Annotated in this window: 22 protein-coding genes and 2 pseudogenes; 11 read left to right on the top strand and 13 right to left on the bottom strand. The window is 73.5% G+C overall.

All coding sequences use genetic code 11. The annotated features are described in order from the left end of the window. Nucleotides 1-39: 39 nt before the first annotated feature. The 3 genes from A2U95_RS03665 to A2U95_RS03655 form a co-directional block, all read right to left on the bottom strand. The gene (locus A2U95_RS03665) at nucleotides 40-570 is read right to left on the bottom strand and encodes a DUF1648 domain-containing protein (RefSeq protein WP_166020785.1); all 531 of its coding nucleotides are present in this window, start codon (nucleotides 568-570) and stop codon (nucleotides 40-42) included. A gap of 144 nt (nucleotides 571-714) precedes the next feature. After that, the gene (locus tag A2U95_RS03660; protein WP_166020784.1) at nucleotides 715-1,530 is read right to left on the bottom strand and encodes a PaaX family transcriptional regulator; all 816 of its coding nucleotides are present in this window, start codon (nucleotides 1,528-1,530) and stop codon (nucleotides 715-717) included. Nucleotides 1,531-1,599: 69 nt separating this feature from the next. Further along, a complete protein-coding gene (locus A2U95_RS03655; RefSeq protein ID WP_206282814.1) occupies nucleotides 1,600-2,598 on the bottom strand; it encodes a helix-turn-helix domain-containing protein in 999 nt (332 codons plus the stop codon). Nucleotides 2,599-2,768: 170 nt separating this feature from the next. Here A2U95_RS03655 and A2U95_RS03650 point away from each other — a divergent pair, with 170 nt between their 5' ends. From A2U95_RS03650 to A2U95_RS03640, 3 genes are all read left to right on the top strand, one after another. Continuing rightward, entirely contained in the window at nucleotides 2,769-3,992 is a 1,224-nt protein-coding gene (locus A2U95_RS03650) for an arginine deiminase (protein ID WP_166020783.1), read from the top strand. A gap of 85 nt (nucleotides 3,993-4,077) precedes the next feature. After that, the gene (argF, locus tag A2U95_RS03645; RefSeq protein ID WP_166020782.1) at nucleotides 4,078-5,088 is read left to right on the top strand and encodes an ornithine carbamoyltransferase; all 1,011 of its coding nucleotides are present in this window, start codon (nucleotides 4,078-4,080) and stop codon (nucleotides 5,086-5,088) included. 221 nt (nucleotides 5,089-5,309) lie between these two features. After that, nucleotides 5,310-6,740, top strand: a complete 1,431-nt coding sequence (locus tag A2U95_RS03640; protein WP_166020781.1) for an amino acid permease — start codon at nucleotides 5,310-5,312, stop codon at nucleotides 6,738-6,740. Nucleotides 6,741-6,950: 210 nt separating this feature from the next. On the opposite strand, the gene A2U95_RS03635 is transcribed toward A2U95_RS03640, so the two are convergent. Then, complete coding sequence (locus A2U95_RS03635; RefSeq protein WP_166020147.1) at nucleotides 6,951-7,553, bottom strand: collagen-like protein; 603 nt, start codon at nucleotides 7,551-7,553, stop codon at nucleotides 6,951-6,953. A 349-nt stretch (nucleotides 7,554-7,902) separates the two neighbouring features. Here A2U95_RS03635 and A2U95_RS03630 point away from each other — a divergent pair, with 349 nt between their 5' ends. Next, nucleotides 7,903-9,078 carry a glycosyltransferase gene (locus tag A2U95_RS03630; RefSeq protein WP_166020780.1) on the top strand — a complete coding sequence of 392 codons (1,176 nt, stop codon included), beginning with the start codon at nucleotides 7,903-7,905 and terminating at the stop codon, nucleotides 9,076-9,078. A gap of 78 nt (nucleotides 9,079-9,156) precedes the next feature. Here A2U95_RS03630 and A2U95_RS03625 read toward each other — a convergent pair whose 3' ends face one another. From A2U95_RS03625 to A2U95_RS03600, 6 genes are all read right to left on the bottom strand, one after another. Beyond that, complete coding sequence (locus tag A2U95_RS03625) at nucleotides 9,157-9,591, bottom strand: DUF6099 family protein (protein WP_166020779.1); 435 nt, start codon at nucleotides 9,589-9,591, stop codon at nucleotides 9,157-9,159. 177 nt (nucleotides 9,592-9,768) lie between these two features. After that, nucleotides 9,769-10,113, bottom strand: a complete 345-nt coding sequence (locus tag A2U95_RS03620) for a nucleotide pyrophosphohydrolase (protein ID WP_166020778.1) — start codon at nucleotides 10,111-10,113, stop codon at nucleotides 9,769-9,771. Continuing rightward, nucleotides 10,110-11,321, bottom strand: coding sequence for an AAA family ATPase (locus A2U95_RS03615; RefSeq protein ID WP_166020777.1), 1,212 nt, complete (start codon nucleotides 11,319-11,321; stop codon nucleotides 10,110-10,112). Before A2U95_RS03615 ends, A2U95_RS03620 begins: the two co-directional genes overlap by 4 nt. Before the next feature lie 105 nt (nucleotides 11,322-11,426). Next, nucleotides 11,427-11,837: a cell division protein SepF gene (locus tag A2U95_RS03610; protein ID WP_166020776.1), complete on the bottom strand. Its 411-nt coding sequence runs from the start codon at nucleotides 11,835-11,837 to the stop codon at nucleotides 11,427-11,429. Nucleotides 11,838-12,044: 207 nt separating this feature from the next. Beyond that, a complete protein-coding gene (locus A2U95_RS03605) occupies nucleotides 12,045-12,230 on the bottom strand; it encodes a hypothetical protein (protein WP_338104417.1) in 186 nt (61 codons plus the stop codon). Between the two features lie 112 nt (nucleotides 12,231-12,342). After that, complete coding sequence (locus A2U95_RS03600; RefSeq protein WP_166020775.1) at nucleotides 12,343-13,443, bottom strand: glutamate--cysteine ligase; 1,101 nt, start codon at nucleotides 13,441-13,443, stop codon at nucleotides 12,343-12,345. Between the two features lie 172 nt (nucleotides 13,444-13,615). Here A2U95_RS03600 and A2U95_RS03595 point away from each other — a divergent pair, with 172 nt between their 5' ends. The 7 genes and pseudogenes from A2U95_RS03595 to A2U95_RS03565 all read left to right on the top strand — a co-directional run. Continuing rightward, complete coding sequence (locus A2U95_RS03595) at nucleotides 13,616-15,073, top strand: aminotransferase class I/II-fold pyridoxal phosphate-dependent enzyme (RefSeq protein ID WP_166020774.1); 1,458 nt, start codon at nucleotides 13,616-13,618, stop codon at nucleotides 15,071-15,073. Nucleotides 15,074-15,810: 737 nt separating this feature from the next. Then, a pseudogene (locus A2U95_RS03590) lies at nucleotides 15,811-16,013 on the top strand (RHS repeat-associated core domain-containing protein); the annotation flags it as partial. Nucleotides 16,014-16,159: 146 nt separating this feature from the next. Continuing rightward, nucleotides 16,160-17,563 carry a UDP-N-acetylmuramate--L-alanine ligase gene (gene murC, locus A2U95_RS03585; protein WP_166020773.1) on the top strand — a complete coding sequence of 468 codons (1,404 nt, stop codon included), beginning with the start codon at nucleotides 16,160-16,162 and terminating at the stop codon, nucleotides 17,561-17,563. A gap of 16 nt (nucleotides 17,564-17,579) precedes the next feature. Continuing rightward, nucleotides 17,580-17,987: a peptide-methionine (R)-S-oxide reductase MsrB gene (msrB, locus tag A2U95_RS03580; RefSeq protein ID WP_166020772.1), complete on the top strand. Its 408-nt coding sequence runs from the start codon at nucleotides 17,580-17,582 to the stop codon at nucleotides 17,985-17,987. Nucleotides 17,988-18,113: 126 nt separating this feature from the next. Further along, nucleotides 18,114-18,440 carry a plasmid mobilization protein gene (locus tag A2U95_RS03575; protein WP_166020771.1) on the top strand — a complete coding sequence of 109 codons (327 nt, stop codon included), beginning with the start codon at nucleotides 18,114-18,116 and terminating at the stop codon, nucleotides 18,438-18,440. Further along, nucleotides 18,437-18,922 (top strand): PIN domain-containing protein, encoded by a 486-nt coding sequence (locus A2U95_RS03570; RefSeq protein WP_206282813.1) that lies wholly within the window; start codon nucleotides 18,437-18,439, stop codon nucleotides 18,920-18,922. The genes A2U95_RS03575 and A2U95_RS03570 overlap by 4 nt, the downstream gene beginning before the upstream one ends. Before the next feature lie 62 nt (nucleotides 18,923-18,984). Beyond that, nucleotides 18,985-19,083: pseudogene (locus A2U95_RS03565) on the top strand (peptide-methionine (R)-S-oxide reductase); the annotation flags it as partial. Between the two features lie 433 nt (nucleotides 19,084-19,516). On the opposite strand, the gene A2U95_RS03560 reads toward A2U95_RS03565, so the two are convergent. Genes A2U95_RS03560 through A2U95_RS03550 form a run of 3 tightly spaced genes read right to left on the bottom strand, consistent with a single transcriptional unit; the run spans nucleotide 19,517 to nucleotide 22,682 of the window. Beyond that, nucleotides 19,517-20,365 (bottom strand): sugar phosphate isomerase/epimerase family protein, encoded by an 849-nt coding sequence (locus A2U95_RS03560; RefSeq protein WP_166020770.1) that lies wholly within the window; start codon nucleotides 20,363-20,365, stop codon nucleotides 19,517-19,519. After that, on the bottom strand, nucleotides 20,362-21,522 hold the full coding sequence (locus A2U95_RS03555) for a dihydrodipicolinate synthase family protein (RefSeq protein ID WP_166020769.1): 1,161 nt from the start codon (nucleotides 21,520-21,522) through the stop codon (nucleotides 20,362-20,364). The genes A2U95_RS03560 and A2U95_RS03555 overlap by 4 nt, the downstream gene beginning before the upstream one ends. Next, nucleotides 21,519-22,682: a Gfo/Idh/MocA family protein gene (locus A2U95_RS03550; RefSeq protein WP_166020768.1), complete on the bottom strand. Its 1,164-nt coding sequence runs from the start codon at nucleotides 22,680-22,682 to the stop codon at nucleotides 21,519-21,521. Before A2U95_RS03550 ends, A2U95_RS03555 begins: the two co-directional genes overlap by 4 nt. Nucleotides 22,683-22,702 lie beyond the last annotated feature (20 nt).

Below are 22,702 nucleotides of genomic sequence, written 5' to 3'. Positions count from 1 at the left end.
GAGCCGGGCCGCGGGAGCGGGCGCCCGGCGCCGCCCCGGTCACCGCCGCCGGTCGCCGGTCGCCGCGGCGACCGTCACCGCGCCGCCCGCCAGGAGCGGCAGGATCATCGCCACGAGGATCCACGCGGGCACGTCCGGATCCGGCGTGGAGCGCCAGAGCACTCCGCAGCCCGCGACGAAGGAGACGCCGACGCAGGCGTTGAACACCAGCAGGGCGCGGGCGATCCGGCGCGCGGAGGCACGGCTGCCGGGTCTGCTGAGCGGGGACGGGGCCGTGGGCGTCACGGCGAACGGTGCGGGCCGGCCGGCCCGCAGCTCGTCGCGCGGGGTCACGCGCAGGGTCAGCTCGGCGCAGCCCACCATCAGCACCGTCACGCCCAGGTGGACGAGGACCGGGGCGAAGGCGCTGCCGATCGTCCTGTCCGTCCAGGCGTCCACCCCGCCGAGCCCGACGTGTTCCGGTATCCGCCCCGGCAGGTGCGGGTAGCGGAGCGCGCCCCAGGCCACGAGCAGGACGGGCAGGAGGGCGTTGGGGAGCAGCCACGCGCGCAGGGGCGAGGAGAAGACCATGGACCCATCGTCCACAGGGAGCCCTGTGGTGCAAAGGCCCCACCGCCGGGCGGGCCGTCCACAGCGAACCGCCGGACGGCCGTGGCACGGGGCCGGACCGCGACCGTCGCGGGCGGGCCGCGGGGACGCGCCGCCCGGGCCGGCTCACGCCGGCCGGACGAACCTCGCCGCGCCCTCGCCCAGCCGGTCGCGCAGGGCGCCGAAGAGCGCGGCGGCGCGCGGCCCCGGCCAGTCGGCGGGGAGCAGCCGCGGGGGCAGGCCCGGGTCCGCGTACGGCAGTTCGCGCCAGGCGTCGAGGGTGAGGAGGTAGTCCCGGTAGGCCTCCTCCGCGGGGGTGTCCGCCCGCTGCTCCCAGGCCCGCAGCAGGCCGGTGTGCCGGGCGAGGAAGTCCTCGTAGCGGGCGGCGATCGCGGCGAGGTCCCACCACCGGGCCAGGGCCTCCCCGGTGGGCGGGAAGCCGAGGTGCTCGCCGCGGAAGAGGTCCACGTAGCGGTCGAGGCCGAGACGGCTCAGGGTGTGCCGGGTCTCGTCGTGGACGCGGGCCGGGGCTATCCACACCCCGGGCGCGGCCGTGCCGAACCCGAGGCGGGCCAGCCGGGTGCGCAGCACGTGGCGGCGCTGCCGCAGCGTCTCCGGCACGGAGAAGACGGCGAGCAGCCAGCCCTCCTCCTGCCCGGGCGGGCCGGCGTGCAGCCGGCGTCCGGCGTCGTCGAGCAGCTGCCGCGCGTCCGGCGAGAGCGCGTAGCCGGCCGCGCCGGCGGCGGTGCGGGCGGGGACGAGCATGCCGCGCCGCTTGAGCCGGGAGACCGCCGAACGCACGGCGGGGGCGTCGACGTCCACCGCCGCGAGCAGCCGGATCAGCTCCGAGACGGGCAGCGGTCCTGGCAGGTGGCGGCCGTACGCGCCGTAGAGCGTGACGATGAGGGATCGGGGAGCGCGCTGGTCGGACACGTTGATCATTTTAGGCGGCGGACATGACGGAGCGTCACCGGGGCCGCGCCGGGAGGGTTTCCGGCGCCGCCCGGGCGGTCAGGCCCAGCCGAGGCGCGCGGCCTGAAGGCCCAGCTGGAGGCGGGTCTGGGCGCCGGTGAGCTTCATCAGCTGGCCCACCCGGCGCTGCACGGTGCGCAACGACAGTCCGAGACGCACGGCGACCGCCTGGTCGGTGAGCCCGGCGACCAGCAGGCTCATGATGCGGGCGTCCGTCCCGTCCAGGGCGCTGGAGGTGGACACCACGACCTCCCCCGCCCGGGGCACCGTGAGCCGCGAACTGCGGTGCCAGACGAGCTCGAAGAGGCCTATGAGGGCGTCGAGCAGGCCGCTGGGACGCACCAGCAGGGCGCCGTCCGCGGCGTGGCCCCGGCCGCCCATCGGCACCAGCGCCAGCTCGCGGTCCGCGATCAGCAGCTTGACCGGGACCGAGTCGGTGACCCGTACCTCCTCCCCCGCGTCGACCGCGCGCTCGAGCTCCTCGACGATGCCGTCGCCCTCCTCCAGCATGCGGCGCTCCAGCACCACCCGGTAGGCGACCCCGCGCGCCGCCGCGGCGGCCTCGGTGGCGGTGTTCTCGGCGACGGAGACGAAGCGGGAGGGCGCCTGGACCAGGCCCAGGATCTCGCTGCGCGCGCCGGTCTGGAGCTGTTCCAGGCGCTGCCGGGTGGCGTCGGTGCCGCGGATCACGTCCAGGACGTCGGAGGAGGACCGTTCGGCCATGGTCGCCCGGTACAGCTCCTCCAGCGAGCCGAGTTCGATCTCCGCGAGCCGGAGCGCGTTCTGCCGGTGGACCAGCATCGAACCGAGCGCGAGCCGGGGCGGCGAGGCGCTCAGCCGGCCGGGCGCCTGCCCGTTGCGGGCGGCCAGGCCCAGCGCCTCCAGCCGTCCCATCAGCCGCGCCGCCTCGCCCTCGGGCACCTCCAGCACCCCGGCCAGTTCCCCGGCGGAGCAGGAGGGGCGGCGCAACAGCTCCCGGTAGGCGTTCGACTCGCTCTCCGTCAGTCCCAGCACGTCCTGGATCATCGTGGCCCCCATTCGTTCCCGTTCCGCCGGGGCGCGGCGGGTTCGTGCCATGGCGCAATGCCGCAACTTCGCACGGATCTTCCCAGGCGTAAAGCTCCGGGCCGGCAGGCGGCTGCTGCTTGCGGGCGGAAGGTGCAGGTGAACAGGGATGAAGTCGTGCGGTCGGGGTCAGGATGAGGGGCATGGGATTCCACGTCGACTCAGAGGCCGGCCGGCTGCGCCGGGTCGTGCTGCACCGTCCGGGCCTGGAGCTGAAACGGCTCACGCCCAGCAACAAGGACGACCTGCTCTTCGACGACGTGCTCTGGGTGCGCCGTGCCCAGGCGGAGCACGACGCCTTCGCCTCGGTGCTGCGTGAGCGCGGCGTCGCCGTGCACCTCTTCGGCGACCTGCTGGCCGAGACGCTCGCCATCCCCGAGGCGCGCTCCCTCGTCCTGGACGAGGTGTTCGACAACCGGGAGTTCGGCCCGCTCGCCACCGGCCACCTGAGATCCGTCTTCGAGGAGCTGCCGTCCGACCGGCTGGCCGAGGCGCTGATCGGCGGCATGACCAAGCGGGAGTACCTGGACGAGCATCCGGAGCCCGTCTCGGTCCGGTTCCACGTGATGGAGCTGGACGACTTCCTGCTGAACCCGCTGCCCAACCACCTCTTCACCCGCGACACCTCCGCCTGGATCTACGACGGGGTGTCCATCAACGCGATGCGCTGGCGGGCCCGCCGCCGCGAGACGGTGCACTTCGAGGCGATCTACCGGCACCACCCGCTGTTCCGCCGTGAGGAGTTCCACATCTGGTCGCAGGGACACGAGGACTACCCGTCGACCATCGAGGGCGGCGACGTGCTGGTGATCGGCAACGGGGCGGTGCTGATCGGGATGAGCGAGCGGACCACCCCGCAGGCGGTGGAGATGATCGCCCACAAGCTCTTCGCCACCGGGTCGGCGCGCACCGTGGTGGCGCTGGACATGCCGAAGCGGCGGGCGACGATGCACCTGGACACCGTGATGACCATGGTGGACCGGGACACCTTCACCCAGTACGCGGGGCTCGGCATGCTCCGCTCGTACACGATCACCCCGGGCGGCGCGGGGCGGCGGATCGATGTCGCCGACCATCCGCCGGAGCACATGCACCGCGCGATCGCCTCGGCGCTGGACCTGGGCGAGATCCGGGTGCTGACCGCGACCCAGGACGTCCACGCGGCCGAGCGGGAGCAGTGGGACGACGGGTGCAACGTGCTGGCGGTGGAGCCGGGCGTGGTGGTCGCCTACGAGCGGAACACCACCACCAACACGCACCTGCGCAAGCAGGGGGTCGAGGTGATCGAGATCCGGGGCAACGAGCTGGGCCGGGGGCGGGGCGGGCCGCGCTGCATGAGCTGCCCGGTGGAGCGGGATCCGGTGTAGGGTCTCGCTTTCCACCCTGCGGTGAATAATCATTCTCACCGTCGTATAGAATTCCAGCGTCCCCGCAGCAGCACAGGAGCTCGTGATGCCCCTCCTCCCCTCAGCCCTCGCCGGCCGCAGCTTCCTCAAGGAGCTGGACTTCACCCGTGAGGAGTTCCTCGGCCTGGTCGAACTGGCCGCCGAGCTGAAGGCGGCCAAGAAGGCCGGGAGCGAGACCCAGTACCTGCGGGGCCGCAACATCGCGCTGATCTTCGAGAAGACCTCGACCCGCACCCGCTGCGCGTTCGAGGTCGCCGCCGCCGACCAGGGCGCCTCGACCACCTTCCTGGACCCGTCCGCCTCGCAGATCGGGCACAAGGAGTCGGTCAAGGACACCGCCCGGGTGCTGGGCCGGATGTACGACGGCATCGAGTACCGGGGCGACAGCCAGGCCAAGGTGGAGGAGCTCGCCGCGTACGCGGGCGTGCCGGTCTTCAACGGCCTGACCGACGACTGGCACCCCACCCAGATGCTCGCCGACGTGCTCACCATGACCGAGCACGGCGGCCGGCCGCTGGAGGAGACCGCCTTCGCCTACCTGGGCGACGCCCGGTTCAACATGGGCAACTCCTACCTGGTCACCGGCGCCCTGCTCGGCATGGACGTGCGGATCGTCGCGCCCCGCGACCACTGGCCCGCCGAGGAGGTCGTCGCCCGGGCGCGCAAGCTGGCGGAGATCAGCGGCGCGCGCGTCACGCTGACCGAGGAGGTCGCCGAGGGCGTCCGGGGCGCGCACTTCGTCGCCACCGACGTCTGGGTCTCCATGGGCGAGCCCAAGGAGGTCTGGGGCGAGCGGATCGCCGCGCTGTCGCCGTACGCGGTGACCATGGACGTGCTGCGCGCCACGGGCAACCCGGACGTGAAGTTCCTGCACTGCCTCCCCGCCTTCCACGACCTCGGCACCGAGGTCGGCCGGCGGATCCACGCCGAGTACGGCCTGGACTGCCTGGAGGTCACCGACGAGGTCTTCGAGTCGGCGCACTCCGTCGTCTTCGACGAGGCGGAGAACCGCCTGCACACCATCAAGGCCGTCATGGTCGCCGCGCTCGGCCGGTGACACCGGTGCCCGGGGCGGCCCCGGTCGCCCCGGTCGTCCGCCCGGCCGGTGATCCGGACCCCCGTTGACCCGGTGACCGGGTTGGCCCGAGGATGCTGCTCCGCGGCCGTCGCGCGCCGCGGAACCGACCCCCGGGCGGCAGGGAACCATCCCTTCCGTGCCGCCCGACCCGCGACCCACCCCGTCGCGCCCCGCACCACCCAGAAACGAGCACCACCCGCATGCCCGCACCACGCGTCAAGTCCTCCCAGCTCCTGATCGCCGAATCGGGCCACGACCTCGAGGGTCACGGCCTGAAGCGGACGATGGGCCTCTTCCACCTCATCTGCTTCGGCATCGGCGCCGTGGTCGGCACCGGCATCTTCGTCGGCCTGTCCGACTCGATCGCCGAGGCCGGCCCCGCGGTCGTCGTCTCCTACGTCCTGGCCGCGATCACCTGCGTCTTCACCGCCTTCTCCTTCGCCGAGCTCGGCGGCGCCGTCCCGGTGGCGGGTTCCTCCTACTCCTTCGCCTACGCCGGTCTCGGCGAGACCGCGGCGTTCCTGGTCGGCTGGTGCCTGCTGCTGGAGTACGGCATCTCCATCTCCGCCGTCGCGGTGGGCTGGAGCGAGTACCTCGACGAACTGCTGGACAGCCTGCTCGGCCTCCAGCTGCCCGGCGTCCTCTCGCACGGCCCCACCGAGGGCGGCGTGGTCAACCTGCCGGCCGTGGTGCTGATCGGCCTGGCCACCCTGCTGCTGGTCCGCGGCGTGCGGGAGAGCGCCCGCGCCACCGCGGTGATGGCGGTCGTCAAGATCGCGATCCTGCTGGTGTTCTGCGCGGTCGGCTACAGCGCCTTCCAGGACGGGCACCTCAGCCCGTTCGCGCCCGAGGGCATGGCGGGCATCGGCGCGGCCACCTCGGCGGCGTTCTTCTCCTACATCGGCTTCGACGCCATCACCACGGCCGGCGAGGAGTCGCGCAACCCGCGCCGGGACGTGCCGATCGCGATCCTGGTCTGCATCGGCCTGGTGACCGTCCTGTACTGCGCCGTGGCCCTCGCGGCGATCGGCGCCATCGGCTCCGAGGAGGCGGGCAGCCGGCCGGCCGCGCTGTCCCACGTGGTCGACGTCGTCACGGGCTCCGACATGGGCAGGGCGGTCATCGCCTTCGGCGCGGTGGTGGCCATCGCCTCGGTGACGCTGGCGGTGACGTACGGACAGAGCCGGATCCTGATGTCGATGTCGCGCGACGGCCTGATGCCGCGGGTCTTCGAGAAGGTCTCCGCGAAGACCTCCACGCCGGTGACCGGCACGGTCGTCGTCGGCGTGGTCTTCGGCCTGGTCGCGGCGTTCGTTCCGCTGGACGGGCTGATCGACCTCTCCACCATCGGCACGCTGGGCGCCATGGCCGCGGTCAACGTCGCGGTGATCGCGCTGCGGCGCCGGGAGCCGGAGCTGGCGCGGCCGTTCCGGGTGCCGTTCGGACCGGTGCTGCCGGGACTGGGCGTGCTGTTCTGCCTGTACCTGATGTACGAGACGGGGCCGTCGACGTGGGCGCAGTTCGCCGCCTTCCTGGCGGCGGGACTGGCGGTGTACCTGGGGTACGGCCGCAAGCGTTCCGTGCTGGCGTCGCGTACCGCCGAGGAGCCGCCGGTCCCCGCCGTCCGGTGACCGGGTCCCCGCTCGCGAGGGCCGCCGCGTTCACACCGCGGCGGCCCTTCGCCGTACCGGGGCCCTGCGTGCCGCCCCGGCGGGGTGTGCCGGGTGCGGCACGGCGAGCCGCTCCTCCCCAGGGCCACCCGGGCCCCGGGCGTACCCTCCGGCGGGGAGCCGGCGGGCGGGCGGCCGGCCGTCACGGCGGTCCGGCTCGCCGCCCGTGGCCTACCTCGGGCTCGGGGCGCTCCTGAGGGTGGGTGGAACCGTCTGCGGCAGCCACGCCTCCGTGCAGGTGAGCGTCGTGCCCTCCAGGGCGCAGTGGGTCTGCCAGATCTGGCCACCGGTCGTCAGGACCTGGACCCACAGGTCGTTGCCCTGGGTGGAGATGCCGACACCACAGGACGAGGGTCCTGGGTAGCCGGGGTTGTCGCTGAGGTCCACCCAGGTGAAGGGACCCACGGTGGGCGTGAGGTCCTGACGGCCCACGGACGTCAGGCCGCCCGAGATCACCGCGCTGAACTGCTCCGACCTCGACGGGGCGACGGAGTCGATGTCGACGCACGGGCCGGTGGCCCCGCGCGGCCCCTGCGGACCCGTGGGGCCGGTGGCTCCGCGCGGCCCCTGCGGGCCCGTGGGGCCGGTGGCTCCCCGGCAGTGGTCCTTGCCCCAGCCGCCGCCGTGGGGCGAGACCGCGTGCCGGTCCTGGCCGTCCGTGCACCTGCTCGTGTCGCCGCCGTACGGCGTGGCCGGGTGCTCCGGCATGCTCCGCACCGCGGTGGCCGGGGTGGCCACACCGGTCGCCATGACCAGCGCGAGCGAGGCCAGCATCCCTGCTTTCCTGAACCTGTCACGTGCCAGCGGCCCACACAGCGGGCGTCTTGCGGCCCCAGAACTCATGCGCCTGCTCTCCCTTGCGTCGATGTCCGCGGAAGGTTTCCGCAGCAGGAGTCTCACCCGCCGTCCCTCCGGAGAGCGGCGCATCGGACCGCGGCGCGCCCAGACATCATCAAATCGGCTTATATGAGCCCAAAGGGAGCAGTGACGACACATGAGGCGTCAATGTGATCAATGACGGGCAATCAGGCCGCCGCGCGGATACCCTCTCCCGGATCCAGCACGTGCCACAGTGACGCCCCCTCCAGGCGGGGAGGCGGTCAGCATCCGGGACCGGTGAGACATGCCGAAACAGACCATCTGCCTGTGCATGATCGTCAAGAACGAGTCGCACGTGATCGAACGGTGCCTCGGTTCCGTCCGTCACCTGATCGACACCTGGGTGATCTCCGACACCGGCTCGACCGACGGCACCCAGGACCTGATCCGCAGGGCGCTCGACGGCATCCCCGGCGAGCTGCACGAGGAGCCCTGGGTCGACTTCGGCCACAACCGCACGCGGAACATCCGACGGGCCCGCGGCAGGGCCGACTACCTGCTCACGCTCGACGCCGACCACGTGCTGCGCCAGGACGCGCCGCTGCCCCGCCTGACCGCGACCTCGTACATGCTGCGCTACGACACACCGGGCACCCAGCACCGGTTCAAGCACCTCATGCGCGGTGACCTGGCCTGGCGCTACGAGGGCGTCACCCACGAGTACCCCTGCACCGACGAGCCCGACGTGCAGCGCAACCTCGACGCGCTGGTGATCGAGGACCACGCCGACGGCGGCTGCCGCGACGACAAGTTCGCACGCGACGCGCGCCTGCTGCGGCGCGAACTCGAACGCGACCCCTCCAACACGCGGACGGTGTTCTACCTGGCCAACACCGAACGCGACCTGGGCCACGCGCAGGAGGCGATCGCGCTCTACGAGCGCCGCGCCGCGATGGGCGGCTGGGAGGAGGAGGTCTACTGCTCGCTGCTGGAGGCCGGCATCCTCAAGGCCGACAGGAACGACGACTGGGCCGGGGCCATGGACGCCTTCTCCCGCGCCTGGGAGGCGCGCCCCCAGCGGCTGGAGGCCTGCTACGAACTCGCCTCCCGCCTGCGCGCCCAGGGCCGCCACCACACCGCGCACGCCGTCCTCGGCGCCGTCGTCGGCCGGGGCGAACCGGACGACCTCCTCTTCATCAGGCCCTGGGTGTACCGCTGGGGCCTGCTCTTCGAGTACGCGGTCACCGCGTACGGGGTGGGCGACCTCCCGGCCTCGCTCCGGGCGTGCGACACGCTCCTGGCCCTCCCCGACCTGCCCGCGCCCGTCCGCACCCAGACCGAGATCACCCGGACGTTCGCGGCCCGGCAGGCCGCCGCCGCCCCGCGGCCGTCCGCGCCCTCGCTCGGCCCCCAGCGCGGCCGGGCGGGCAGGACGCCGACGGGTTCCAGGAAAAAGGCGGCCAGACCCCGCAAGAAGTAGGAGGACGGCGCGCGGCCCGGAGGACGCCCGCCCGGACCCGCGGGCCGGGAGGGCGGACATCCGGGCGGCGGCGGAGGGTCAGGACAGGCGGCGGATCATCTGCAGGACGCGGTCGCGGGACTCGTCGGCCGCGTCGATGGCCTCCATGCACTGCCAGTAGGTGTCGTCGTCGGCCGCCACCGGGGCGAGGCCGATCATGGCTATGCCCGCCTCGGACAGCAACTCCCCGAGGAGCTGGAGCACTTGGCACGGCTCACCCAGGGAGGTGAGCCTGGCCGCCCGGAGGTGTTCGCCGCCGAAGGGCGCCGGCCCCAGCACCCCGCAGCCCCGCCCGGCGAGCTCCGTCAGGCCGAGCGCCTCGCCGCGCAGCTCCGGCGGACCGGCCACGGCCAGGCGGCTGCCGACCGCCTGGGCGAGGGCGTGCGCCTGCCAGACCTCGGCCATGACGGCCTGCGGCTCCTCGCTGACCGCCAGGGCGCGTCTACCCGCTTCGATGAGTCGTGCCGCGTCCATCCACGCCGCCCCCGTTCGCTCCGCGTGCCCCCGCGCACGCCGTGCCGATTTCACTACCCAGAGTGAAGGGTCGGGCACGAATACGCCAGACCATGCCGGAAATCTGTGGAAAACTTCGCGGGAACGCTTCGCTCCACGACTCCGGAGAGTGAAGGCGGGGCCTCGAAGGTGCCGGGTTCACTCCCCCGGCGCGGGAAACCTCTCCTCGTTGCGTCCGATCTTCGCATCCAGCGCCGACAACGGGTCCACGCCCAGCGCCGTGCAGAACTGCAGCAGGTAGGCGAGCACGTCCGCGACCTCGTCCTCCACCCGGTGGGCCGTCCCCGGGTCCTCCATCACCCGCGCCGACTCCTCCGGCGTCAGCCACTGGAAGATCTCCAGCAGTTCGGACGCCTCCACGCTGAGCGCGGCCGCCAGGTTCTTGGGCGTGTGGTACGGCTCCCAGCGGCGCGCCGCGGCGAACTCCGTCAGCCGCCGCTGCAGGGCGGCCAGGTCACGGTGGGGCCGGTGCTGCTCGGTCATGGGGCCAGGTCTACCACCCGCGCCGCGTCGCCCCCCTCCTCGCCCTCCACCCAGGAGAGGTCGTTGACCGCGCCGACCAGCCGGATGTGCCCGCGCTCGCACATCCGGGCCACCAGTCCCAGCAGTTCGCGGCGCTGCCGGGCGTCGAGTCCGTGGCCGAACCCGTCGGCGAGCACGGTGAGCGTCTGGTAGGCCTCGGGCACCTCGACGGTGTCGACCTCCAGCACGCCCGGCCCGGTGAGCAGCACCAACGCCAGCGCGATGTACCGGAGTTCGCCGTCACCGAGGCGGGCGAGGTCGGTGCGGGCGCCGTCGCCCCGGTCGATCAGGGCGCGCACCCGCCCGTCGGTGGTCCGTTCGGCCAGCAGGTCGGCGACCGGCCCCGCGCACCCGGCGCGGACGGCCTCGATCAGCAGCCCGTGCCGCCGGGAACACTCGGAGCGGGTGCGGAAGAGCACGTCGGCGAGGTTGTCGCAGCCGCGCAGCAGACGCCCGGTGCCCAGCGGCACGGCGGACCGCATTCTGGCGGGCCGCGGGGCGCAGACGAACACGGACCGCAGGGCGACCACCATCTGCTCGGCGGCCCCCAGCACCCGGCGCTGCCCCTCGGTCTTCCCGGCGACCCGCAGCGGCAGCAGCGGGGTGCCGAGCCGGTCGTCGGGGAGGGGCGCGCGGGTGACCGGCGCGGCGCCCGCGGTGTGCCAGGCGGCCTGCACCGCGCGGCGGCCGGGGTCGCGCAGGGCGGTCTCCAGCAGGGTGAGCCCGCCACCGGTCAGCCTCTCCCCCACGATCCGCAGTTCGGGCTCGACCTGGACGGCGACGTCGAGCCGGACCGGCCCCTCGGGGCCGTCGGCGGTGCAGCCGATGCGGAACCCGCGGCGCCCCTGTCCGTCCGGGCGGGCGCGGTCGGGGACGCAGGAGAGGGCGTCGGGGAACGCCTCGCCGAGTTCGGCCCCGGCGGCGAGCCGGGCCAGCGCCTCGTAGGCGCGCAGCACGCCGGACTTGCCGCTGCCGCTCGGTCCGGCGACCAGGGTGAACGGCGCGTCGAGCGGGACGCGCAGCCGCCGGTGGGCGGCGAAGGCGGACAGCCGCAGTTCGGTGACGCGGGCCCGGCCGGTGACGGCGCGCCGGACGGGCACCGGCGCCGCCTCCGCCTCGCGCGGGAACGGGGAGGGGAGAGGGGCGTCGGACGGCATGGACACGGTCATGACCGGACCGTAGGCGGGCGCGGGGGCGGCGAACCGTTCCGCCCGGCGGGCCTTCCTACGATCGGGGGACCCGGTCAGCGGCGGAGGGGGCGTCACCCCCCGGCATCACCCCTGCTGGGAGCGGGAGTTCCCGCCTCCGAGGCCCTCGATCAGGCCCTGCACCTCGACGCCGTTCGGGGTGAGCAGGAAGACGTTCCGGTCGACCCGGTGCATGGAGGCGGCCAGGCCGAAGACCACGCCGGTCGAGAAGTCGAGGACGCGCTTGGCCACGTCGGGTTCGGCGCCGGAGAGGTCGAGCAGGACGGGTGCGCCCGCCATCAGCGTCTCGGCGACCTCGCGGGCGTCGGCGAAGACGTTGACCCGGAGCACCACGAAACGGCGGCGGGGTTCGGTGACCTGCCCGGGCAGCGCCCGGTGGTCCACCTGGGAGGGCCAGGCGTCCCGGCCCCGCAGCGGGACGACCTCGGCCAGGCCTTCCCACTGTTCGTCGGTGACGTCGTGCCTGCGCCTGCTCATCACCGTCGGTCCCCCGCCTCGTGCCCGGATCGTCTGCTGGGCCCCCATTGTGGCGTGCGCTCACCCGTTCGGCCGAATCGACGCGCGGGGCGGGAGCGGCGAGGTTTTCCCGATCCGGCGACGCGCCCGGGAACGGGCGCCCGGAAACGGCGGACGCGCCCCGCGGGTGTCCCCCGGGGCGCGTCGCCCTTCCCGCGTCGTGGGAGGTCAGCGCGCCGCGGCCTCCGCGGCGGCGGCCTGCTCCTCCGCCGGGACGCGGGAGCGGATGCCGGCGCCGGCCACGACCGCGCCGAGGACGCACAGGACGCCGGTGACGACCACGGCGGCGTGCAGGCCGTTGACGAACGCCCGGCCCGCGCCCTCGACGACCGCGGCCCTGAGCTCGGCGGTCATCTCCGGGGAGACGGGGCGATGCCCATCGTGACCGCTTCCGGGGGGGCGGGACCGCACGGCGAAGCCCCCGGACGGGGCGGACCGGGGGCTTCGCGGGCGGGGGCCGGGCGGGTCAGGGGGCGCCGGCGGCGGTGCGGCGCACGGACTCCACGACGACGTCCCGCAGGTTGCCGGTCTTCTCCCACAGTTCGAGCTGGAACCGGGCCCCGTTGCCCTCGGTGAAGAGGCGGTCCACCGTGCGGTGGGCCAGGTCGCGGTCACCGGCCTCGCCGAGCGCCTCGTCGAGGTGCTCGAGGAGCGCGCCGACCACCTCGCGGGCGGGGGCGGGGCGGAAGGTGAGGGGGTGGAGCAGGTCCTCCTCGAGACCGGAGTGGGACGCCTGCCACGCCGCGAGCCTGAGCAGGCTCACGCTGGCGGGCGCCGGGGGCTCGACGCCGGCCCGCCACTGCCGGGCGGCGGTCTCGACCAGACCGCGGGCCAGGGCGGCGATCAGCACGGGGGTGTCGGCGTCCAGGCAGACGTCGGAGACGCGGATCTCGACCGTGGGGTAGTTGTCGGAGAGGCGGGCGTCGTAGTACGCCATGTGCCGGTCGAGCACGGCCCCGGTGGCGACCATCGCGTCGGTGCGGCGGTGGTACTCCTCGGGGCTGCCGAAGGGCTCGGTCGGGCCGGCCGAGGGCCAGCGCTCCCACACCTGGCGGCGGTAGCTGCGGTAGCCGGTCTCCTTGCCCTGCCAGAAGGGCGAGTTGGCGCTGAGCGCGGTGAGCACCGGCAGCCAGTCACGGATCCGGTCGAGGACCGCGACGCCCTCCTCGTCGGACTCCACGGACACGTGCACGTGGCAGCCGCACACCATCTGTTCCTGGGTGGCCAGACCGTAGCGGTCGACCATCCACTGGTAGCGCTCGCTGGTGCTGACCTTGGGACTCACCGGGAGCGGGGAGGTGGCCAGCGCGGCGACCGCGGCGCCGGTCCCGGCGGCGTGCCGGGCCGCGTCCGCGCGCCAGCGGACGATCTCCTCCTGCAGCTTCGCCAGGGAGGACTGCGGATGGGTGGCGAACTCCAGCATCTGGCCGTGGAGTTCCTTCTCGAAGACCTCGGAGTCCGCGGGGTCACGCTCCGCCCGGGCCAGCACGGCTGCGGACAGGGCACGGGGCTCGCCCGTCTCCGGATCGACCAGGAGCAGTTCTTCTTCGACGCCGACGGTGCGCACGGGGGCCTTCCTCTAGTGAGCGGTTTCCCTCGTGTTCCCGGGGGTCCTCGCGATCAGTCCTCACCGGTCGCGCCGCGGCCCGGCGTTTGGGTCCGCGACGGCGGGGCGACCCGTACACGGTGGCCCGACCCGGTGACCGGACCCGGTGACCGAACCCGGAGGAGGAGGATCCGTGGATCATTCACGCGTACCCGTGCTGGAGGCGCTGGAGGATTTCCGCCGTCGAGGGGACGTGGTCTACGGTCCGCCGGGCCACCGGCAGGGCCGTGGCGCGGATCCCCGGGTGAAGGAGATCCTCGGCGAGGGCGTCTTCGCCTCGGACGTGCTCAACATGAACGGGCTGGACGACCGCCGCCTGTCGCAGGGCGTGCTCGGCGACGCCCAGGAGCTCATGGCGGACGCGGTCGGCGCGGACCAGGCCTTCTTCTCCACCTGCGGCAGCTCCCTCTCCGTGAAGACCGGGATGCTGGCGGTGGCCGGCCCCGGGGAGAAGCTGCTGATCTCCCGCAACTCCCACAAGTCGGTGATCGCCGCGGTGATCATCAACGGCGTGGTCCCGATCTGGGTGCACCCGAAGTTCGACGGCGACCGCCACCTGGCGCACCCGCCGGAGCCGGACGACGTGCGCCGCAGGCTCCAGGAGCACCCGGACGCCAAGGGGATGCTGCTGATCACGCCCACCGACTGGGGCTCCTGCGCCGACATCCGCGGCGTGGCGCGGGTCTGCCACGAGTTCGGCGTCCCGCTGATCGTCGACGAGGCGTGGGGCGCCCACCTCCCCTTCCACCCGGAGCTGCCGACCTGGGGGATGAACGCCGAGGCCGACATGGTGGTCACCAGCGTGCACAAGATGGGCGGCGCGATCGAGCAGAGCTCGGTGTTCCACCTCAAGGGCGACCGCATCTCCGCCGAGGTGCTCCAGCAGCGCGAGGACCTGCTGGGCACCACCAGTTCGTCCTCCCTGGTCTACGCGACCCTCGACGGCTGGCGGCGGCAGATGGTGGAGCAGGGCCACGACCTGCTGGACACCGCCCTCGCCCGCGCCCGGCGGATCCGCGAGGCGGTGGCGGAGGTGCCCGGGCTCTCCGTGATGGGCGAGGAGATCGTCCGCGAGGGGCTGGCGTTCGAGCACGATCCGCTGAAGCTGACCATCGAGGTCCGGGAGCTCGGCATCACCGGCATGCAGGCCGCCGAATGGCTGCGCGCCAACTGCCACGTGGACGTCGGCTCCGCCGACACGCTGCGGATCTGTCCGCAGATCACCCACGGCGACGACGACCGCACCGAGGCGCTGCTGGTGGAGTCGCTGCGGCGGCTGGCCAAGGAGGCCGACGGCATGGAGCGGCCGCCGCGGGTGCTGCTGCCCGTGCCGGACGGGCTGGAGCTGGAGCAGGCGATCCGGCCGCGCGACGCCTTCTTCGGCAACGTCGACCACGTTCCGGCCGACCGGGCCGTCGGGCGGGTGGCCGCCGAGACCATCACCCCGTATCCGCCGGGCGTGCCGGCGGTGGCGCCGGGTGAGGTGATCACGCGGGAGGTCGTGGACTACCTGCGCAGCGGGGTCGCGGCGGGGATGCTGCTGCCGGACGCCGCCGACCCGAAGGCGGAGACCTTCCGCGTCGTCACCTGACCGGGCACCGGCCGCCCCCGCCGGAGCCTGCGCCACCCCCGCCGGAGCCTGCGCCGGCCGCCCGGGGCCGCGCCGGCGCCACCCGGCCGCGGACCCCTCCGGCCAGGAGAAGAATCCCTACCTCTACGCCGAAGGCGACCCCGTCAACCGCATCGACACCACCGGACCGCTCAGCTTCGGAGAAGCCCTTGAGGTACTTGGTAGGGCAAGCGACTTGCTGGGTACCGGATACCAGCACTGCAGGATGACACGCGCGCGGCTTGGGCAAGCCTGGCAGGGTGGGCCGTGGGCACAGTAGCGGGTTTGGGGTGCACTGCCTCGACTGCCGGGACAGGAATGGGCGCCGCGGTAGCGCCCGCCGTGCGCGCCGGCATGGGCTTTTACGCCGGAGAAATCGCGTCGAGTGTCATCAAGGGAGACTGAACAGCCAGCGCACCGGCGGAGAGGCATTGCCCCTCCGCCGAGCCGGAAGGATGGGTATGAGCCGAGAACGCTTCACTGGCGTCAGTAAGACTCGTCGCAACCTACGGTGGACGGCCATCGCCACAGTGCCTTGCGTTGTGCTGCTCCTCTACCTCATTGCAGTCCAGAAGGTCAGTGAGGCATGGGTGGGGATGGGGATCGTGGCCGCCATCTGGGCTTTGCTGGTGTGGCGCTTCAAGGATGTCGGCTCTGACGGGCTGCCTCCCCAACGGTAAGGCGTACCTCTACCTCAGCAGACGCGGCGGGGCTGCTGCAGCACTCGCGGCGTCACACGCGCCACCACCGCCGAACAGGTACCCCGCCCTTCCGGTTCACCGGCGACTACCAGGACCCCACCGGCCTCTACCACTTCGCGGCCCGCTACTACGACCTCAGCATTGGCCGCTTCACCAGCCCCGACCCCTCCGGCCAGGAGAAGAATCCCTACCTCTACGCCGAAGGCGACCCCGTCAACCGGGCCCGGCACCGCGGCCCGCCGCCGGGTTCCCCCCGCCCGCCGGGGCCGCGCCGCCGGGGCGCGGCCCGGTGCGGCCGTCCCGGGCGGCGCGCGCGTCGGTACTAGGCTGTGCGCGGACACGACCGCACCACCGCAGGGAGACACGCATGGCACCCGGCCTGCCCACCGCCATGGACCGACCGCACTTCATCGGCATCGGCGGCGCCGGTATGTCGGGCATCGCGAAGATCCTCGCCCAGCGGGGCGCCAAGGTCGCCGGCAGCGACGCCCGGGACTCCGCCACCGCCGAGGCGCTGCGCGCCCTGGGCGCCACCGTCCACATCGGCCACGACGCGGCCCACCTGGCCGACGACGCCACCTGCGTGGTGGTCTCCTCCGCCATCCGCGAGGACAACCCGGAGCTGGCCCGCGCCGCCGAGCTCGGCATCCCGGTCGTCCACCGCTCGGACGCGCTGGCCCGCCTGATGGACGGCCTGCGGCCCATCGCCGTGGCCGGCACCCACGGCAAGACCACCACCACCTCCATGCTGGCGGTCTCGCTGGGCGCCCTCGGCCTGGACCCCTCGTACGCCATCGGCGGCGACCTCGACGTGCCCGGCTCCAACGCCGCGCACGGCACGGGCGAGATCTTCGTCGCCGAGGCCGACGAGTCGGACCGCAGCTTCCACAAGTACGCCCCCGAGGTCGCCATCGTCCTCAACGTGGAGCTCGACCACCACGCCAACTACGCGTCCATCGAGGAGATCTACGACTCCTTCCGGATCTTCGCCGGCAGGATCGTCCCCGGCGGCACGCTGGTGATCTCCGCCGACCACGAGGGCGCCCGCGAACTCACCGCGCGCCTGGAGGGCACCGGCATCCGCACGGTCACCTACGGCGAGTCCCCGGACGCCGACGTCCGCGTCGGCGCCGTCGTCGCCAGGGGCCTGACCAGCGACGTCACCGTCCAGATCGACGACGCCCCGCTCACCTTCACGGTCTCCGTGCCCGGCCGCCACTACGCCCACAACGCGGTCGCCGCGCTCGCCGCCGGCGTCGCGCTGGGCATCCCGGCCGAGGACCTGGCGCCCGCGATCGCCGCCTACAAGGGCGTCAACCGGCGGCTGCAGCTCAAGGGCGCGGCGGCCGGCGTCCAGGTGATCGACTCCTACGCCCACCACCCGACCGAGATGACCGCCGACCTCGAGGCGATGCGCGCCGGTCTCCCCGAGGGCGGCCGGATACTGGTCCTGTTCCAGCCGCACCTGTTCTCCCGCACGCAGGAGCTCGGCACCGAGATGGGCCAGGCGCTCGCCCTCGCCGACGCCTCCGTGGTCCTCGACATCTACCCGGCCCGCGAGGACCCGATCCCGGGCATCACCAGCGAGCTGATCATCGACGCCGCCCGCGGGACCGGCGCCGACGTCACCGCCGTCCACGACAAGGCCGCCGCCCCCGGCGTGATCGCGGGAATGGCCGAGCCCGGTGATCTCGTTCTCACCATGGGAGCGGGCGACGTCACCGACCTCGGCCCGCTGATCCTGGACCGCCTCGCAGAGCAGAACCGGTAAAGGGAGGGCGCACACCATGGCCTACGAGATCGACAAGCCCGACGAGCAGTGGCGCGCGGAGCTCAGCCCCGAGGAGTACGCGGTCCTGCGCCAGGCCGGCACCGAGCGCCCCTTCACCGGTGAGTACACGGACACCAAGGCGAAGGGCGTCTACTCCTGTCGCGCCTGCGGAGCCGAACTGTTCACCTCGGAGACCAAGTTCGAGTCCCACTGCGGCTGGCCGTCCTTCTACGACCCGAAGGACACCGACGCGGTCGAACTGATCCAGGACACCTCCCACGGCATGGTCCGCACCGAGGTCCGCTGCGCCCGCTGCGGCTCGCACCTGGGCCACGTCTTCGAGGGCGAGGGCTACCCGACGCCGACGGACCAGCGGTACTGCATCAACTCCATCTCCCTGCGGCTGGAGCCGGCGCAGGACTGAGCCGTCCTCGTCCCTCTGCCGCCCGGGCCCCGGCCGCACGTCGGCCGGGGCCCGGTGCGTCGTGTGCGCCGGGAGCCGCGCGGCAGTTGCTTGCTCGACGGTAATACGCGTCATACGCTTACGGGTATGGCCAGGACCAGGATCAGCATCAGCCTTGAGCAGGAGCAGGCGGAACGCATCCGCCGGCACGCGGAACGCGCCGGGATGGACGTCTCGGCCTATCTGGTGCATGCCGCGACGCGGCAGATGGCCGAGACCGAAGCCATAGAGGAACAGTTCGCGGGCGTGGACGCGGTGATCGCCGCCGCGGAGACCGAGGCCGCACGTGCGGGAGAGCTCCCCGAGGAGCCGGTCGCCGACCTGACGGAGGAGGAGCGGCGCGACGTCGAACGGGCTCTCGGCCTGGTGTACGGGGCGGACCGGCCTGCCGTGCGGCCGGGAGAAGCGGCTTGAGCGCGCGCGTGCCCGTGTACGACACGGGGATGCTCATCGCACTCGCGGACCGCAAGGCCAAGGCGGTGCACCTGCACGAAGCGATGAGGGGAACTCCGCACCGTGCGGTCGTGCTGGGGCCTGTGCTGGCGCAGGTGTGGCGTCCGGCCCCGAGACTGGTGCACGCCCTTGCGGGTGTCCTCGGCGACTGTACCGTGCCGCAGGCTCGTGGCTCTGCCCCGCCGATGCGCGACACCCGGGCCGGTCGCCCCGAGTGCATCGGGTGTCTGACGGGTCCTGACCTGACGGACTGGCGCCGGGTCGGCACGGCACTGGGGCAGGCGGCTCTTCCGGGGAAGAAGAAACCCGATGCCGTGGACGCGTGGGTGGCGCTGGCCGCGGCCAAGCACGGCAGCGCGGTGATCTTCACCAGCGATCCGGAGGACGTCAAGGCGTACCTGGCGGTGCTCGACCCGCCGGATGTGCACGTACACGCCGTATGAGCCGGGGGTGAGGGCGCAGTTTTGCCGCGGTGCGAGTGCGAGTGCGAGTGCTGGAGCACGACTGGCCGTCCTTCCGCGACCCGAAGGACACCGACGCGGTCGGACTGATCCAGGACACCTCCCACGGCACGGTCCGCACCGAGGTCCGCTGCGCCCGCTGCGACTGGAGCCGGCCGAGGACCGAGGACCCGAGCGCGGCGCGGTCCTGAGGGACGAGGACTGTCCTGAGTCCTCGCCCTGACCGTTGAAGAGGCCGCCCACCGGAGGACGCCGAGCCGCACCGGCCCGCCCGGAACCACCGGGGGGCGACGACGATGTGCGTCGTCGTCGCCCCCTCACGGCCGCCGGTCAGCCGAAGAAGCCCTCGATGGTCTCCTCCACGGCCTCCTCGACGATCTCCTCGGCCGTCTCCTCCACGATCTCCTCGACGAAGTCCCCGAAGATGTCGTCCATGCTGTGATCCCCTTTGTGTCGGCGTGACTGACCCGCAGCTCGCCCGGGGCGGCTGCGGGTTCATGGTCATCCTCTCAACTCGTCCTCGCTCGACGCCAGTTCTCCAGTGGATCTTCTTCCGGGCGTCGGCGGTCCGCGGCGTCAGAGCGCGTGGGCCGCGTACCGCTCCACCACCTCCGCGAGGACTTCGGCGCCGTCCCGCGCCCAGAGGCCCTCGTTGAAGATCTCCACCTCGACCGGCCCGTCGTACCCGGCGGCGTCGACCAGTTCGCGGAAGCGGCGCAGGTCCACGCTGCCGTCGCCGAGCTGCCCGCGCCCGAGCAGCACGCCGGCGGGCAGCGGGGTCACCCAGTCGGCGAGCTGGAACGCCGCGATCCGGCCGCCGCCCGGACCGGCGGCCCCGGCCCGGGCGATCCGCGCCGCCGCCGTGTCGTCCCACCACACGTGGTACGTGTCGACGACGACGCCCACCTCCTCGACGGGGAAGCGCTCGGCGAGGTCCAGGGCCTGGCCCAGGGTGGACACCACGCAGCGGTCGGAGGCGAACATGGGGTGCAGCGGCTCGATCGCGAGGCGCACCCCGCGCTCGCGGGCGTACGGGGCCAGTTCGGCGAGCGCGTCCGCGACGCGCTCGCGCGCCCCGCGCAGGTCGCGGTCACCGGCGGGCAGCCCGCCCGAGACCAGGACCAGGGTGGGGGTGGCGAGGGCGGCCGCCTCGTCGATCGCGGCCCGGTTGTCGTCGAGGGCGGCGGCGCGCGCGCCGGGCTCGGACGCGGTGAGGAAGCCGCCGCGGCACAGGCTGGTGACGGTGAGGCCCGCCTCGCGGACCAGTCGCGCGGCCCGCTCCACGCCGTACTCCTGGACGGGCGCGCGCCACAGGCCGACCCGGGCGACCCCCGCCTTGCCGCAGCCCTCCACCAGCTCGGGCAGGGACCACTGCTTGACGGTCTCCTGGTTGATGCTGAACCTCGAGAGATCGGCGTCGGTCACTGTTCCACCCCGTACACGGCCAGCAGGTTCCGCATCCGGCCCTCGGCGAGCGCCGGGTCCGGGAACAGGCCGAGCCCGTCGGCCAGTTCGTAGGCCCGGGCCAGGTGCGGCAGTGAGCGCGCCGACTGCAGGCCGCCCACCATCGCGAAGTGCTCCTGGTGGCCCGCGAGCCAGGCCAGGAACACCACGCCCGTCTTGTAGAAGCGGGTGGGAGCGGCGAACAGGTGGCGGGCCAGCTCCACCGTCGGGTCGAGGATCTCCCGGAAGCCCGCCGTGTCGCCCGTGTCCAGGACCCGGACGGCCCGCGCGGCGAGCGGGCCCAGCGGGTCGAAGACGCCGAGCAGGGCGTGGCTGAAGCCCCGTCCGTCGCCCGCGATCAGCTCCGGGTAGTGGAAGTCGTCGCCGGTGTAGCAGCGCACCCCGTCCGGCAGCCGCCGCCGCAGCGCGACCTCGCGGTCCGCGTCCAGCAGCGACACCTTGACGCCGTCGACCTTGTCCGGGTGCAGGGCGACGACCTGCAGGAAGGCGTCGGTGGCCGCGTCCAGGCCGTCACCGCCCCAGTAGCCCTCCAGCGCCGGGTCGAACATCGGGCCCAGCCAGTGCAGCACCACCGGCTCGGATGCCTGCCGCAGCAGCGCGCCGTAGACCTCGAGGTAGTCGTCCGGGCCCTTCGCGGCGGCGGCCAGCGCCCGCGACGCCATCAGCACCGCCTGCGCGCCGGCCTCCTCGACGACGGCGAGCTGCTCCTCGTACGCGGCGCGCACCTCGCCGAGGGCCGCGCCGGGCACGGTGAGCTGGTCGGTGCCGACGCCGCACGCGACGTGCCCGCCCACGCTCCGGGCCTCGGCGGCGCTGCGGCGGATCAGCTCGCGGGCCCCGGCCCAGTCCAGGCCCATGCCGCGCTGCGCGGTGTCCATGGCCTCGGCGACACCCAGCCCGTGCGCCCACAGGTGGCGGCGGAAGGCGAGGGTGGCGTCCCAGTCGACGGCGGCCGGGCCGTCCGGGGTGGTGTCGGCGTACGGGTCGGCCACCACGTGCGCCGCGGCGAGGACCGTGCGGGAGACGAGCGGCGCGCCGCCCGCCGTGAGGTCCGCGGGAGTCGTGCGCGGCGTGTAGGGGGCGGTCCCCCCGCCCGCGCGGGGCAGCAGGAGGGTCACAGCGTCAGCTCCGGGACGTCGAGGCGGCGGCCCTCGGCCGAGGAGCGCAGGCCGAGTTCGGCGAGCTGGACGCCGCGCGCGCCGGCCAGCAGGTCCCAGGCGTACGGCTCGTCGAGGACCACGTGGCGCAGGAACAGCTCCCACTGGGCCTTGAAGCCGTTGTCGAACTCCGCCCCCGGCGCGAGGTTGTCCGGCACCTCCTGCCACTGGTCGCGGAAGGACTCGGTGACCGGCAGGTCCGGGTTCCACACCGGCTTGGGCGTGGCGGAGCGGTGCTGGACGCGGCAGCCGCGCAGCCCCGCGACGGCGGAGCCGTGCGTGCCGTCGACCTGGAACTCGACCAGCTCGTCGCGGTGGACCCGGACCGCCCAGGACGAGTTGATCTGGGCGACGGCCCCGCCCTCCAGCTGGAAGACGCCGTACGCGGCGTCGTCCGCGGTGGCGGAGTACGGCTTGCCGTGCTCGTCCCAGCGCCGCGGGACGTGGGTGGTGGCCAGGGCCTGGACGGAGGTGACCCGGCCGAAGAGCTCGTGGAGCACGTACTCCCAGTGCGGGAACATGTCGGTGACGATGCCGCCGCCGTCCTCGGCGCGGTAGTTCCAGCTCGGGCGCTGGGCCTCCTGCCAGTCGCCCTCGAAGACCCAGTAGCCGAACTCGCCGCGCACGGACAGGATCTCGCCGAAGAAACCGCCGTCGACCAGGCGCTTCAGCTTGAGCAGGCCCGGCAGGAAGATCTTGTCCTGGACGACGCCGTGCTTGATCCCGGCGTCCCGCGCCAGCCGGGCCAGCTCCAGCGCGCCGTCGAGGGACGTCGCGGTCGGCTTCTCGACGTACAGGTGCTTGCCCGCGGCGATCGCCTTCCGGACGGCCTCGACGCGGGCGGAGGTGATCTGGGCGTCGAAGTAGACGTCGACGGTGTCGTCGGCGAGGACGGCGTCCAGGTCGGTGGACCACTCGGTCAGGCCGTGCCGGCCGGCGATCTCGCGCAGGGCGTGCTCCCGGCGGCCGACCAGGACGGGCTCGGGCCACAGCACCGTGCCGTCGCCGAGGTCGAGGCCGCCCTGTTCGCGCAGGGCCAGGACGGAGCGCACCAGGTGCTGGCGGTATCCCATCCGTCCGGTGACGCCGTTCATGGCGATGCGCACTGTTCTGCGTGTCACGTGCTTCCCTCCGGGGTGTG

The sequence above is a fragment of the Streptomyces chilikensis genome, from assembly GCF_001642695.1.
Classification (GTDB): Bacteria; Actinomycetota; Actinomycetes; order Streptomycetales; family Streptomycetaceae; genus Streptomyces; species Streptomyces chilikensis.
Note: the sequence above shows the minus strand (reverse complement) of the source record. Positions and strands in the feature narration are given on the sequence as shown.